Raw genomic sequence first — 12823 nt, 5'->3', positions numbered from 1 at the left:
CCGGGCCAGGTAGTTTATCCGTCCGTTGGTTGGTTCGCCCCGCGCCTCAGCGCAGCAGGGACAAGTCGAAAGAAGGAACTAACCCTTCCTTCGCCGCCCGGCCCAGCAGGGCCTCCACCGCGCCGTAGCCGCTCTCGCCCAGATTGGCCGTGTACTCGTTCACGTACAGGTCGATATGCGCGCGGGCCACTTCCGGAGACAGCTCCTGCGCATGGCTCATCACGTAATCTTGGGAGGCTTGGGGATGCTCCCACGCGTACTTAACCGAGGCACGGGCCCATTCGGCGATCGCCGTGTGGTCCAGCGACCGGCGGGCGATGATCGCCCCCAGCGGAATGGGCAGACCCGTGTCCGCCTCCCACCAGTTGCCAAGGTCGGACAGCAGGGTCAAGCCGTACGAGGGGTACGTGAACCGGGCTTCATGGATGACCAGCCCGGCATCAATTTGACCGTCCCGCACCGCAGGCATAATCTCGTGAAACGGCATCACGACGATCTTGCCCACGCCGCCCGGAACCTGCTGCGCCGCCCATAAGCGGAACAGCAAATACGCGGTCGAGCGGTCGCTCGGCACCGCGACCCGCCGGCCGGCCAAAGCGGCAGGGCCTTCGGCGCTGACCGCCGGATTGTTCGTGAGCACCAGCGGCCCGCAGCCTCGTCCGAGCGCGCCTCCGCAGGGCAGCAGCGCGTATTCGGACAGCACCCACGGCAGCGCCGCGAACGATATTTTGAGCACGTCCGGCCCCCCGGGCTCCGCCGCAAGCCGATTGGTAATATCGATATCCGCGTAGGTCACGTTAAGCTTCGGCGCCCCCGGCACCAGCCCGTGAACCCAAGCGTGAAACACAAACGTATCATTCGGGCAAGGAGAAAAAGCGATCTTCATCGTAGCACCTCCAGTAAAATTGCGCCCGCCGCTTCCAACGCGTCCAGCGCCTCTTTGATCCGCCAGGCTTCGCGATCGCGCGGGCCGACCGCATTCGAGATGGCGCGAAGCTCAAGCGCCGGTACCCCGCGGTCACGGGCGGCCACCGCCACGCCGAAGCCTTCCATGGCCTCGGCCGCCGCCCCCGGCACCCGGGCCGCCAGCTCGGAGGCGGTTGCCGCCGTGCCGGTCACGGTGGACACCGTGAGCACCGGGCCCGTAAGCGCCGGCAGCCCGGCTCTTTGCAGCGCCTCCGTCAGCCGCGCAGCGAGAGAGGCGTCGACCGCGATCCGGCTGGAGCCGAAGCCCAGCTCGTCCACACTGCGGAAGCCTTCGGGCGTCTCGGCGCCCAGATCGGCGGCAATGATCGCATCGGCCACCACCAGCGAGCCGATCTCCGCCCGGCCGGGAAAGCCGCCGCCGATCCCGGCGCTGACGACCAGGCCGTACTCGGCCGCAGCCAAAGCCTTCGCGGCGCTTGCCGCCGCCGCGGCCGGGCCGACGCCTCCGGCCACGACGTCGAACCTGGCGTCGCCCCGCAGCCCGCGCAGCACGGCATCCCTCTCGGCCGGAACGGCCGTTATCACCAATACGCGCAGCCCCGTCTGTTCCCGGCTGGCGTTGATTTCATGACCCATCGTTACCTTCTCCTTCACGACACCATTGTTTCCATCGGGTAATTGTTTTCCGAAAACGACCGTCTTCCTTCTTTGTTAACTTTAATACTTATGAGGAATGATGTAAACTTTCTGCCGCCGCCGTGCTGCAGGCCTACTGGGAATATGATCCTTTTTGTTCGCCAATCCAAAATGAGATTGATTATCAATATCAATACAAGTATGATTAAGTTGTGTAACTTTACCAGGAGGAACGCGATCGCTCGTCCCAGCGGAGCGGAGCAGATGAGCCCATCGGGCAGCGGCACTTGATTGCAGGAGGTGTGTGAAATGAAGATGGACATCAACAAGCTTGCCGAGCATTTTGCGCGTACCTCTTTTCAAGTGGAACAAGTCTGTCGCTATGTGCGTGAACCGGGCCTGAGCTGCGATGACTATACGGAGCCTTTCCCAGGCTTTGTTTTCCCATTAAGAGGAAAGGCCGAGTTTGATTTCAGCGGAACGTCCTATACGCTTGCTCCGGGCCATGTAGTGCACGGCGGCGCCCGTATGCCACTGAATCGGAAGGTTCTCGGCAACACCGGATGGGAGTACTTGCTTGTTCTATACCGGGTCTGCGCGCCCGAGCCGGCCGGATTTTCCTTGTCCAAAGCGCATTTTCAGCTTACCCCGGGACAAAGCCCCCGTCTGACGGAGCTGCTTGAGCTTTTGTGGCGCTCTTCAGGTGAGCCGGGCGGGATTTCCGCCTTTCAGACAGAAACGTTGTTTCGCTGCGTCTTGGAGGAACTGTTTGTCTGTGTACGAAACCAGAGCAGCGACGGCGAGCAAGCGTTATTCGAGCAAGTATCCAGGTACATACACGAGCATTATATGGACGGGCTTAGCGTACGTGCTTTGGCTGAACAAAATGACATCAATGAAAACCGCTTGTTCTATGTCTTCAAGAAGTACGCGGGCATGGGCCCCGGCAAGTATTTGATGGCCTATCGTCTGAATCGGGCGAAGGAATGCCTGCTGGCTAACGACGCGCCGATCGGCGAAGTGGCGAAAAGCGTCGGCTATGCAGACGCATTATATTTCAGCCGTATCTTCAAAAAACAGGCAGGCGTCTCTCCGGCCGAGTTCCGGGGGCGATTCAGGAATAATCCATATGGATTTCAGGATGGCTCCATTCCTCTCTAAAATGCGTTTTGCTAAACTGACCGTAGCTTTGTTTTTCAAGCAAAACTCAAGTCACAACGGAGGAGTCAGAATGAAAGCACTCTTGAGACTATTCGTCTCTATCGCACTTTTGGCGGGGATTTTAGCCGGTTGTGCCGGAACGCCGGAGCCTAACAATCCTTCAGCAGCAAACAGCACAGCCCCGGCAAAAGAGGGAAGCGCCACTACAGAAAAAGCCGGTCAGGAAACGGGAACATGGCCGAGAACATATGTAGATGCTCTCGGACGCAAGATCGTACTGGAAAAAAAGCCTGAGAAAGTAGCTCTTTTGTTCTTCCGCAATTTTGAGCATTTGTTTTTGCTGGATGAATCACCTGTAGCGGCGACAGACCTGAATGTTCTGAAGGAATGGGAATCCCTCGCTCCTTACAAGGACAAAGCGATTGCCGATATCGGCTCCATGACGAGCCCCAATCTGGACAAGCTGGTGGAAATCGGCCCCGATCTCATCATCATGGTCTCGGGTCGGTACGGGAGTTACGGCGACAAGCTGGAGAAAATAGCCCCGGTTGTAACGGTGGACAGCAATGAAAACAATTGGCAAGGCGCGCTGCGAGAATACGGAAAAATCTTCGGCAAAGAGCAAAAGGCCAAGGATGAAATTTCACGGATTGAAACCTTGATTGCCGATTCCAAAGAACAGCTGAAAAAATTCAGCGACAAAACCTTTGGTGTAATTATGCTGGGCGACAAGCAATTCTGGGGCTTTACCACACAGTTTGTTTTCAACAAGGAAAGCGGTCTTGCTTTAAACCCGCCAAGCAAATACGTTGCCATGTCGACAAAAGGGGAGCAGATCTCCCTGGAAGGGCTGGCAGCGATGAACCCCGATTATATGTTTGTTGCCGACATCGGAGGTTCGTCGAAAAAATTGCAAGGCTATCTGAAAAACCTGGAAAGCGATTCTGCCTGGAACTCTCTTCAAGCCATTAAGAACGGGCATATGTACGCCCTGGACAGCTCGATTGCGGCGGGTGGGCCGTTGGGAATTGAGCTGGGGGTCAAAACGATCGTGAAACATATTTTGGCAAAATAGAGCGCGTCGCTAATCTTAGCTAAGGAGAGGATCACGGATGAAAAACGAGGAACTGTTTGACGTCACGATTATCGGTGGAGGCCCTGCTGGGCTTTTCGCATCTTTTTACAGCGGTTTAAGAGAAATGAAGACCAAGCTGATCGAATATCAGCCAAGACTGGGCGGGAAAGTCCATGTCTATCCGGAAAAAATGATTTGGGATGTCGGCGGTCTGACGCCAACGCTGGGTGAGAAGCTGATCGAGCAGCTCGTCCAGCAAGGGCTAACCTTCGATCCTACCATCGTGCTGAATCAAAAAGTAGAGCGGATTGAACGTGACGAAACAGGCGTATTCGTCCTGCATACTTCTTCCGGTGAGCAGCATTACACGAAAACCGTCATTCTTGCCATCGGCGGGGGAATTTTGGAGCCGCAAAGAATCGAGTTGGAGGGCGCCGAGAAGTTCGAAGTATCCAACCTGAGCTATACCGTCAAATCACTGAGACGGTTTAAGGATAAAACCGTCATCATTTCCGGTGGAGGAAACTCGGCGGTCGATTGGGCAAACGAGCTGGAGCCGATCGCCAAGCAGGTGTATTTGACTTATCGCAAAGATACGCTGTCCGGGCATGAGGCACAGGTGAATCAACTGCTGAACAGCTCGGCCAAATGCTTCTTTAACACGACGATTACGAAGCTGACTGCGGCCTCCAACCAGGAGACGATTGAGCGGGTGGAACTGACCAACCATGAGACGGGCGAAGTACAGGAACTGAACATTGACGAAGTGATTATCAATCACGGCTATGAACGGGACAGATCGTTGCTGGAAAACAGCCAGGTGAAGCTTGAGATGGCGAATGAATACTTCCTGGCCGGTCAGACAAACAGCGCTACATCCGAGCCGGGGATTTTTGCGGCGGGAGATATTATTTCGTACGAAGGGAAAGTGCATTTGATTGCCGGAGCGTTTCATGACGCGGCAAATGCAGTCAACCAAGCCAAGCTGTACATTCAGCCAGAAGCGCATGCAAGCGGAATGGTTTCTTCCCACAATGACATTTTTCAGAGCAGAAACCGCGAGCTGATTAAGCAATTGATAAAATAGGAGCACAAAAATTTATACTAGAAAATATCAAGCCGGATTTCTACTATGCAGAAATCCGGCTTCTTTAGGCTTAAAACGACAAAATGCCGACGGAATACAAGAATACCAGAATGATCAGAATCGGCGATACGACCCTCAGCAGGAACATCCAAGCGCGGTACCAGAAGCCATTCAGGCCCGCTTCTTCCCCGGCCAATTTCCACGCATAGCCGGTAAACAGCGTAACGACCAAGCCGCCTATCGGCATGAGCACGTAAGACGTCATAAAGTCGACCCAATCGAAAATCGACTTTCCGCCGGGAGTGAAGGAGCCGAGCACGCCGCCGACCGAGAGGGCGGACGGGATGCCGACCACAAAGCATGCGACGGACACGATCACGGCCGCTTTCTTCCGGGTCCAGCCCCAGCGGTGCATCGCATACGCAACCGGAACCTCCAGGATGGAGACGGCGGAGGTCAGCGCGGCGATCGCGAGCAGCAGGAAGAACAACCCTCCGAAGATCGCGCCAAACGGCATCTGGGCGAACGCGGCAGGAAGCGCCATAAACGCCAGTCCTACCCCTTCGCTAGGCTTCAAACCGTAAGAGAAGACGGTCGGAAATATAACGATCCCGGCAATAAACGCATAAATCAGATCCCCGAACCCGATCGCCAGCGTTGCGCTGCCGAGGGATTGCCTCTTGTCGACGTACGATCCGTACGTGATCATGATGCCCATCCCGAGCGATAAGGAGAAGAAGGCATGTCCTAATGCAATGAGAGCGGACTCCGCATCCAGTTTGGAGAAATCCGGCTTCAAGAAAAACTCGACCCCGGCGCCGGCGCCGGGAAGCGTAAGCGAACGGAACATCAGCACCAGCAAAATGACCAGGAAGCCCGGGATCAAAATTTTATTGAACTTCTCGATCCCCCCGGAAACGCCCCTCGCAAGAACCCAAGCGCTGAGGATCATAACGACGGCTTGCCAGAATAAAGGCCAATACCCGCCCGCGAACGTAAGGAACTTATCCTTGTAATCGGCGCCTTGCTGGAATAACAATCCTGTAAACGATTCCAAGGTATAATGCAACGTCCACCCGGCAACAACGGCGTAGTAGGACATGACCAAAAAAGCGGTAATGACGGATAGAAATCCGAAGTAGCCCCATACCTTTTTGTTGGTCAGCTTGTAAAAAGCTAACGAAGCGTTTGCCCGGCCGCCCCGCCCGATCGTCATCTCGGCCAGCAGCACCGGCAGCCCCACGATGATCAAACAAACAATGAACAACAGAAAAAATGCCGCTCCCCCATGCTTGCCTGTAATGTAAGGAAACTTCCACATGTTGCCGAGCCCCACCGAGCTCCCGATCGCGGCCAGAATGAAACCGCTTGACGTAAACCTTTCCCCCTTGGCTTTAGAGACGTTTTCGGAACCATGATCGTTTTTCATATTCTACTCCCCAACTTTTATAGGATAGCACTAGTATAAACAAATTACGGTTATTGTCTAAAGGTAAAATTTTACATTTATTCCGACTTAGGTAGAATGGCTTCCCCTCCTTAGGTCCAGTTCAAAAACCGCCACAGGTCGGTTTTCGCCAGAACGCGATCGGACTACAATAAAGACATGAAGCAAGCACAAATCAAACAACCAACGAAAATGAAAGATATATATCGAAAGGAGAATGTTTTATGAACAAAAAATTATTCCGCTCCCGCAGCAACAGCAGACTGACCGGCCTTTGCGGAGGCCTCGCGCAATATTTCGGCCTGGACGCGACGCTCGTTCGCCTGTTGGTCGTCATCGCCGCCTTCTGCAGCTTCGGCACCGTCACGCTGATCTATTTTGTTCTCAGCCTGCTTGTCCCGAAAGCGCCGTACGACGACTACGCTGTCATGAACCCTTATCATAACTACTAATCTACGGGAATCTACGTAAAACTATAAAATATGACAAAAGGAGCTAGAACAATTATGGGAGTTTTAACCAGACTATCTGATCTATCGAGAGCCGCCGCACACGAGGCGCTGAGCAAGCTGGAGGATCCGGTGATGATGCTGAACCACTACCTCCGCACCATGAAGGAGGAAATCGACGCGGTCCAGCGGACGCTGAACCGGCAATCCGGCACGGAACGCTCGCTGAAAATGCAAATCGACGCCTACAACCGGCTGGCTGCCCAATGCGAGAAAAATGCCGCCGAAGCGCTGGCCGACGGTCGTGAAGCGGAAGCCCGCCAAGCCGTCGAAGCGAAGCTGCATTATCTGGACAAGTCGCTGGAATGCTCGGAGTGGTACGTAGCCGCCAAGCAGCGCTCGGAAGAGCTGTCGCAGCAGTTGGAGGAAACAAAAGCCGCCTATGCGGCCATGCAGGAGAAGCGTACGGAGCTTGTGGCCCGCGCTCAGAAAGTGGAAGCCCAAGTCAAACCTTCGGCGCCTCGCTTCCTGTACAGCTTCGAGGGCGGCGCAGCCGCGCGCGGCTTCGAGCGGATCGAGGAAAGAATTATGCAATCGGAAGCGCTGGCTGAGCTTCACCGCCGGCCTGCCGCTCAGGGGTAAGTTTTGTCCATAGAACAAAAAGAGAGGGCCTCGATTCGGCGCCTCTCTTTTTTATGCCTCCCGGTTGCTCTGAACCGGTTCCTTGCCCTGCTTCCATAGCCGGTAGGCCAATAGCGTAACCGCGAGAAAGCCCCCGTAAATTCCAATGGTAAGCCATACCGCTCCCGGCTCCGTCATCAAAGTATTGCCCACGAAGGCGAACAACAGCATGGCCGGGATTTTGCCCAGCGCGGACGCCACGACATACGCGGCAAAGGAAACGCGGCTCAAAGCGGAATACGCATTGATGATAATGGACGGAATGAAAGGAATGAGCCTGGCGAAAAGGATGGTCAGAAAGGCGTTCCGCTCGAACAGAACGGTCAGCTTGCCGAGACGCTCGTAGCGGTACAGCATTCGCTGACCCCATTCCTGATACCCGTAACGGACCAATAAAAACATCAGCAACGAAGCCGCTGTCGAGCCGGCCCATGTAATCGCCGCACCGAGCACCGGCCCGAATGCCGCGCCGATGACCCCGCCGACAACCGGATAGGGGATGACCGGAAACAAGGCCATAACCGTTGCCGCAACGATGACCAGAGCCATGTCGCTGGAGGATTGAAACCACGCCACGATCTCTTCGCCGTACCTGTAAATAAGATAAGCCGCGGCGGCGTAGAGGAGGGCTAAGCTTATTTTTTTGAACATAAACCTACCCCCGGGAATGACATGATGATATTCTGTGCCTTTCGAGCGGTCACTCGCCGCTCGGAATGAAGCGCCACCGATCCAAGTCCAGTTGTCCGTTATCGGCGATCTCGACGCCTTCGCCCCGCAGGTACATCATTTGGAGCATGCGGCCTTCCTCCTGCCGGATCCCAATTTCCCCTCGGGCGTTGACCACCCGGTGCCAGGGCAGCCCGTGTTTGCCGCTTGACGAATGCAGAATGCGCACGACCTGTCTGGCCCCTCTCGGACTTCCGGCCAGCCCGGCGATTTGACCGTAGGTCATCACATTTCCTTCCGGAATGCCTTGAATGATCTCGATCACCCGCTGCGTAAATGGGTTCATCCGCTACCTCCTCTACTTCGAGACAAACCGGTTGCCGCCGATCCAAAAACGCCACGGATAATCGCGGGCTTCGCCGCTGTTCTCGATCCCGATCCGGGTACCGGTCTCCACCGGCCCGAACGCTTTTCCTTCGGCGATATAGAGCGGCGATTCGAAGAGCGGCCTGCCGTAATCGTCCATCGTAATGCCGAGCGCCTTCGTCAGCTTCCCCGGGCCGCTGGTCAGCTCCCGCTCCTTCTTATCCCGGCTGCGGCGTTCATACATGAGCTCCGTTCCCGTGTATGGCTCGACTGCCCGAATCAATACCGCCTCCGGATGATCCACCGGCCCGCTGACCACATTGATGAGACAATGCGTATGCATCACATAGGTATAGGCGTGGCCGGGCGGACCGAACATCACTTCCGTTCGGGGCGTCCTCCGGTTGCCGAAGCTGTGCGCCGCCCGATCTCCCGGACCGATGTAGGCCTCGGTCTCGACAATCCAGCCCGATGCCGTACCGGCTTCGGTCTCCTTCACAAGCAGCATGCCGAGCAAGGAACGGGCCAGCTCCAGCGTCGGCTGCTGAAAAAATGAAGCGTTCACAGGTTGAAATGACATAACATGCACCTCATATGTGGAATCAACCGGCCGTTTTCTCCTTAAAGAAAATTGTAAATGGAAATGGCTCCTCGAAGCAAGTTCGGCGCAAAAGGAAAAGCGCAGTTAAGGAAAAAGAACATACCGCTTCCCCCTTTAACAGCGCTTCGGTTTTGAGCAAGCTCACCGGGTTAAACCTGCAGCCTGCCTTTGTCTAAAATAAGCACATCGTCGATATAGACGTCAGGCCGGTTCACGACCAAATCGATATGGACCCCGGCTTCAACGGTTCCGCCGAACGTGTGGTTGCTGCCGAAGGCCACATGGATCGTGCCGTACACCTTCTCGTCTTCCAGCACGACGCCGGTAATTCTGGCCTTGTCGTTGGTGCCGATGCCGAACTCGCCGAGGAGCCGGCCTTGGCCATCGCCGAGCTTCCGAAGCAGCTCCGCGGCAGCTTCTCCCTGCGCATCGGTAAGGCGCCCGTTGTCCACCGTGATCGTCACCGGACTATGGAGCTTGCCGATGTCCGCAATCGAGCCGTCGACCACGAGTTGTCCCGAAGCGGTCCCTTCCACCGGGGCGATATAGCCTTCTCCGGACGGCAGATTCCCCGACTCTCCTGGACTCACGTAGACGCCGGTGCTCGGAATGCCGCTGCGCCCTTCGATCGAGAAGGTCAATACCTTGCCGTCCTTCTCGATCCGTACCCGCTTGCCGCGGCTGAGGAGATCGGCCACTTGCTCGGTAACCTGCTTGACTTTATCGTAATCGGCGGCTATCGCACCTTCCAGGAACATATCCCGGGTAATGCCCGGCATCGTTGCCAAGCGGGCTCCTTGCGCCGCCGCCTCTTTGCGCGCTTTCGTATGGGTAAGGGAATGCTCAGTGGCGCAGATGACGACATCGGCCTGCTTCATCGCCTCGCTGACCGGAGACGGCGGCTCTTGTCCCGACTTCTCCCGCTCCTTCATCACCATCAGCATCGCCTCGGCGCCGAGCTGCTTCCCCGCCTCGTACAACGCTTCGCCAATGTCTTTCTTCCGGTCGTCGGCGACAACCAGCAGCTTCTCGTGCGGCTTGAGTCCAAGGCAGCTTTGCAGCAGGCCGCTGCTTACTTTGATCAAAGACGTATCCATAGCATAACTTCCTATCTTGCGAATTTGACTTGCCTCTCAGATCATCTCCGAAACCACCTTGGCCAGCAGCGCATTGGACAAAATCACGGGCAGCCCCGTATGCCTGGCGACAAACGCCCTCATCGCTTCCGTATATCCCATGCAATCGAGCAGCACGATGTCCGCCTGTTCCTTCAGCTGCGCGCATGCGGCAAGCGCCTGCTTTTCCCTGAAGTCATATGGCGAAGCGGCCGCGATGAACGGGTCAAGCCCGCGATGTCGCCATTTCTCCGCCAAGGCCTCCTGTTGCTCGGCCAAAGGAACGAGGACGCCGAAACGCATGCCGCGAACCATCGCCGCGACGATCGGAGCAAGCAACTCGTCGGGCTCCAGCAGACGGGCTTCCTTCGTCTTCAATCCGTCGAATACCCCCGTGCAGAGAATAACAATTTGCCGGCAGCCCAGCTCCTCGAGCCAATCGATCTTTTGCTGCAGCACCGGCGCGATTTTTTCCCTTGCCATCACGACGGCATCGCCGTTGGCCAGCCGCGAGGTCAGCACATAATGTTCCGGGCCCGGAGATAGCGAGGCGGCGATCTCTTGCTTCGTCATCCCATCCAGAACGCCGACCTGAAGCAGTTCAACCCGATCCCCCAAGTGCCGCTCCAAAATCGGGGTCACGTCCGGGCGGGGCGCTTGCCCGATGGTGACGGTACCTAATTTCTTCACTTCAGCCATCTCCGTTTCTGCCAGCGGTATCCGATCCGGACCGGGTATTAGGCGTTGACGGACGTGCCGCCCATCGTCTGAAGAACCTTCATCGAGCCGTAAAGCTGCTGAATTTTCGCAAATTCGTCCTTGCTGTAGAAGGAGCAGGTGCCGTTCGTGACTTCCTTCGCCGTCTCGACCGCGAATTTCACTGCGGCGGCGATATCTACCTCGTGACTTGCCCCCGTGCCGCAGCCCGGAACGGTCGATTGCGCGGTGATTGCCAAACCGACTACTGGCGCATTCGTGGCGACCGCAGGCTGCAGGATGCTGTTGATATGGTACAAATCGTTGCCGTAAGGCGTGATGTCCTGCATCGTAATCGGGAAGGTGACCGGGTGCTGACCGGTCGTCATCTCCATAATGCGCAGCAAGTCGTCGCTGATCCGCAAAATATAGCCTTCCTTCACGGTCGGCGAAATGGTAATGCCTTTATGGTTGATGACCCGGTTGCCCTTCGTCGTATCGATGGACAGGATCGCTTCCATCTCCGGCACGACCTCATATTGATTCATGGTCAGTATATCGACGGGAGAGTCCATGAAATCGACCGGCTCATGCGGCCGGGTCGGCGCATCCGGGCAGATATGGGTCGTGACGATCACGTCGCCTTGGAGATGATCGCCCTTCCGCTTCATGTCCGCCAGCTTCAGCGCGCTAGCCACCGCAGCCACGGCGCCGTCCGCATCGGACACGATGCCGATCCGGGACGGGCGGGCTCCGATGCCGCCAAGCCGTCCGATAATGCCGAAGGTCGGCGCGGACCCGCCGCTTCGCTTCCCTTTCGTGCCCGGGATGACGATTTTGACAAAATCGGTCGATCCCTTCTCGCCCTGCACCGTCTGGACGGAGACCTCTACCTCCGGATAGGCGGCGAACAGCTCTTTGATGTGATGCCCGTTGACATAAGCGCTATCCATCGTTTCATAGACAAGCAGCGTTTGCTGTAAAGACATGGTGTCATTCCCCTCTCCTCTTCAAAAACTTGCGTTTTTCCGATCGATCGGCAGTCGGCGATCGGCGATCAGCGGGCGGGAATGCTTACATTCTTTGTCAGGATATTGGATGACGCCTTCCGGCAACCGACGAGATGCTCAGCTTATGCAGGCACGCTTCAATCTCGTCGCGCTTTCTGCGCATCATATCCAGCACCTCCGACACTTTCGCTTCCGGCATCCGGTACTCCGGTCCGGCGAGCGTAAGCGACGCCACGATTTCTCGCCGTTTGTTAAAAATTGGAAGTGCAATCCCGAATGTCGCGTCGGAGTATTCTCCGACGGAGTAAGCCCAGCCCGCCTTGCGAATCGCCGCCAAATCCTCCATCAGCTTCTCGGGATCGATGACCGTCTTGCCGGTTTTGGGCTTCAAGCCCTTGTCGATGATCGCCTCCTGATCGGCCTTCGGCAAGTACGCCATAATGACTTTGTTGGAGGCCCCGGCATAGAGCGGCGTCCGGTCTCCGACCGCGGACATCGCATATTTGATTCGTTGCTGACTTTCCGCGATCTCCACGCAGATCCCTTCATGATCGTCCAGCCAAGTGAGGAAAACAGATTCTCCCGTTTCCTCGGACAATATATGCATAACGGGCAGGATTACATCGGAAATACGGAGGTTATCCCTGATAATCGAACCGTATTCCCACAGCTTTGTTCCCAGCTCGTACTTTTTCGTTTCGTCGTTCTGAATCAGGAATCCGCGGGACTCGAAGGTCGTCAAGATGCGATGAACGATCGAGTGGCTCATGTCCATCTCTTTCGCCAATTCCCGCACGCCCCATGACGGCGTTTCTCTCGTAAAATATTCCAAAAGCTCCAGCGCATTATCTAATGTTTTCAGCATGACCTTTTGCCCCCAAACCCAAAATTGCCCATCACTTT

The 12823-nt window shown here is 56.2% G+C and carries 15 protein-coding genes; 5 read left to right on the top strand and 10 right to left on the bottom strand.

Features of this window, described 5'->3' with window-relative positions:
- Positions 1–46: 46 nt before the first annotated feature.
- Both NI000_RS15450 and NI000_RS15445 read right to left on the bottom strand, forming a co-directional pair.
- Positions 47–886: a 1,4-dihydroxy-6-naphthoate synthase gene (locus tag NI000_RS15450; protein WP_253411967.1), complete on the bottom strand. Its 840-nt coding sequence runs from the start codon at positions 884–886 to the stop codon at positions 47–49.
- Positions 883–1563 carry a futalosine hydrolase gene (locus NI000_RS15445; protein WP_253411965.1) on the bottom strand — a complete coding sequence of 227 codons (681 nt, stop codon included), beginning with the start codon at positions 1561–1563 and terminating at the stop codon, positions 883–885. Before NI000_RS15445 ends, NI000_RS15450 begins: the two co-directional genes overlap by 4 nt.
- A gap of 309 nt (positions 1564–1872) precedes the next feature.
- Here NI000_RS15445 and NI000_RS15440 point away from each other — a divergent pair, with 309 nt between their 5' ends.
- From NI000_RS15440 to NI000_RS15430, 3 genes are all read left to right on the top strand, one after another.
- A complete protein-coding gene (locus tag NI000_RS15440; RefSeq protein ID WP_253411963.1) occupies positions 1873–2724 on the top strand; it encodes a helix-turn-helix domain-containing protein in 852 nt (283 codons plus the stop codon).
- Positions 2725–2794: 70 nt separating this feature from the next.
- Positions 2795–3799 carry an ABC transporter substrate-binding protein gene (locus NI000_RS15435; protein ID WP_253411961.1) on the top strand — a complete coding sequence of 335 codons (1005 nt, stop codon included), beginning with the start codon at positions 2795–2797 and terminating at the stop codon, positions 3797–3799.
- A gap of 37 nt (positions 3800–3836) precedes the next feature.
- A complete protein-coding gene (locus tag NI000_RS15430; protein WP_253411959.1) occupies positions 3837–4886 on the top strand; it encodes an NAD(P)/FAD-dependent oxidoreductase in 1050 nt (349 codons plus the stop codon).
- Between the two features lie 70 nt (positions 4887–4956).
- Here NI000_RS15430 and NI000_RS15425 read toward each other — a convergent pair whose 3' ends face one another.
- Positions 4957–6315 (bottom strand): sodium-dependent transporter, encoded by a 1359-nt coding sequence (locus tag NI000_RS15425; RefSeq protein WP_253411957.1) that lies wholly within the window; start codon positions 6313–6315, stop codon positions 4957–4959.
- Positions 6316–6557: 242 nt separating this feature from the next.
- Between NI000_RS15425 and NI000_RS15420 the strand changes: the two genes are divergently transcribed.
- Together NI000_RS15420 and NI000_RS15415 are read left to right on the top strand one after the other, a co-directional pair.
- Positions 6558–6785, top strand: coding sequence for a PspC domain-containing protein (locus NI000_RS15420; RefSeq protein WP_054972628.1), 228 nt, complete (start codon positions 6558–6560; stop codon positions 6783–6785).
- A 54-nt stretch (positions 6786–6839) separates the two neighbouring features.
- Positions 6840–7424 (top strand): PspA/IM30 family protein, encoded by a 585-nt coding sequence (locus tag NI000_RS15415; protein ID WP_253411955.1) that lies wholly within the window; start codon positions 6840–6842, stop codon positions 7422–7424.
- Between the two features lie 51 nt (positions 7425–7475).
- On the opposite strand, the gene NI000_RS15410 is transcribed toward NI000_RS15415, so the two are convergent.
- The 7 genes from NI000_RS15410 to NI000_RS15380 all read right to left on the bottom strand — a co-directional run bounded on the left by NI000_RS15410 (position 7476) and on the right by NI000_RS15380 (position 12785).
- Positions 7476–8114 (bottom strand): TVP38/TMEM64 family protein, encoded by a 639-nt coding sequence (locus tag NI000_RS15410; RefSeq protein WP_253411954.1) that lies wholly within the window; start codon positions 8112–8114, stop codon positions 7476–7478.
- Between the two features lie 49 nt (positions 8115–8163).
- Positions 8164–8478, bottom strand: a complete 315-nt coding sequence (locus NI000_RS15405) for an MGMT family protein (RefSeq protein WP_253411953.1) — start codon at positions 8476–8478, stop codon at positions 8164–8166.
- Positions 8479–8490: 12 nt separating this feature from the next.
- Positions 8491–9078, bottom strand: coding sequence for a DNA-3-methyladenine glycosylase (locus NI000_RS15400; RefSeq protein WP_253411951.1), 588 nt, complete (start codon positions 9076–9078; stop codon positions 8491–8493).
- A gap of 170 nt (positions 9079–9248) precedes the next feature.
- Entirely contained in the window at positions 9249–10196 is a 948-nt protein-coding gene (locus NI000_RS15395; protein WP_253411949.1) for an aminopeptidase, read from the bottom strand.
- Between the two features lie 36 nt (positions 10197–10232).
- Complete coding sequence (locus tag NI000_RS15390; protein WP_253411947.1) at positions 10233–10913, bottom strand: AroM family protein; 681 nt, start codon at positions 10911–10913, stop codon at positions 10233–10235.
- Between the two features lie 38 nt (positions 10914–10951).
- On the bottom strand, positions 10952–11899 hold the full coding sequence (locus tag NI000_RS15385) for a DUF1177 domain-containing protein (protein WP_253411945.1): 948 nt from the start codon (positions 11897–11899) through the stop codon (positions 10952–10954).
- A 97-nt stretch (positions 11900–11996) separates the two neighbouring features.
- A complete protein-coding gene (locus NI000_RS15380; protein ID WP_253411943.1) occupies positions 11997–12785 on the bottom strand; it encodes an IclR family transcriptional regulator in 789 nt (262 codons plus the stop codon).
- Positions 12786–12823: the final 38 nt, after the last annotated feature.

It is taken from the genome of Paenibacillus tyrphae (genome assembly GCF_024158745.1).
In the GTDB taxonomy this organism is placed as follows: Bacteria; Bacillota; Bacilli; order Paenibacillales; family NBRC-103111; genus Paenibacillus_G; species Paenibacillus_G tyrfis_A.
Note: the sequence above shows the minus strand (reverse complement) of the source record. Positions and strands in the feature narration are given on the sequence as shown.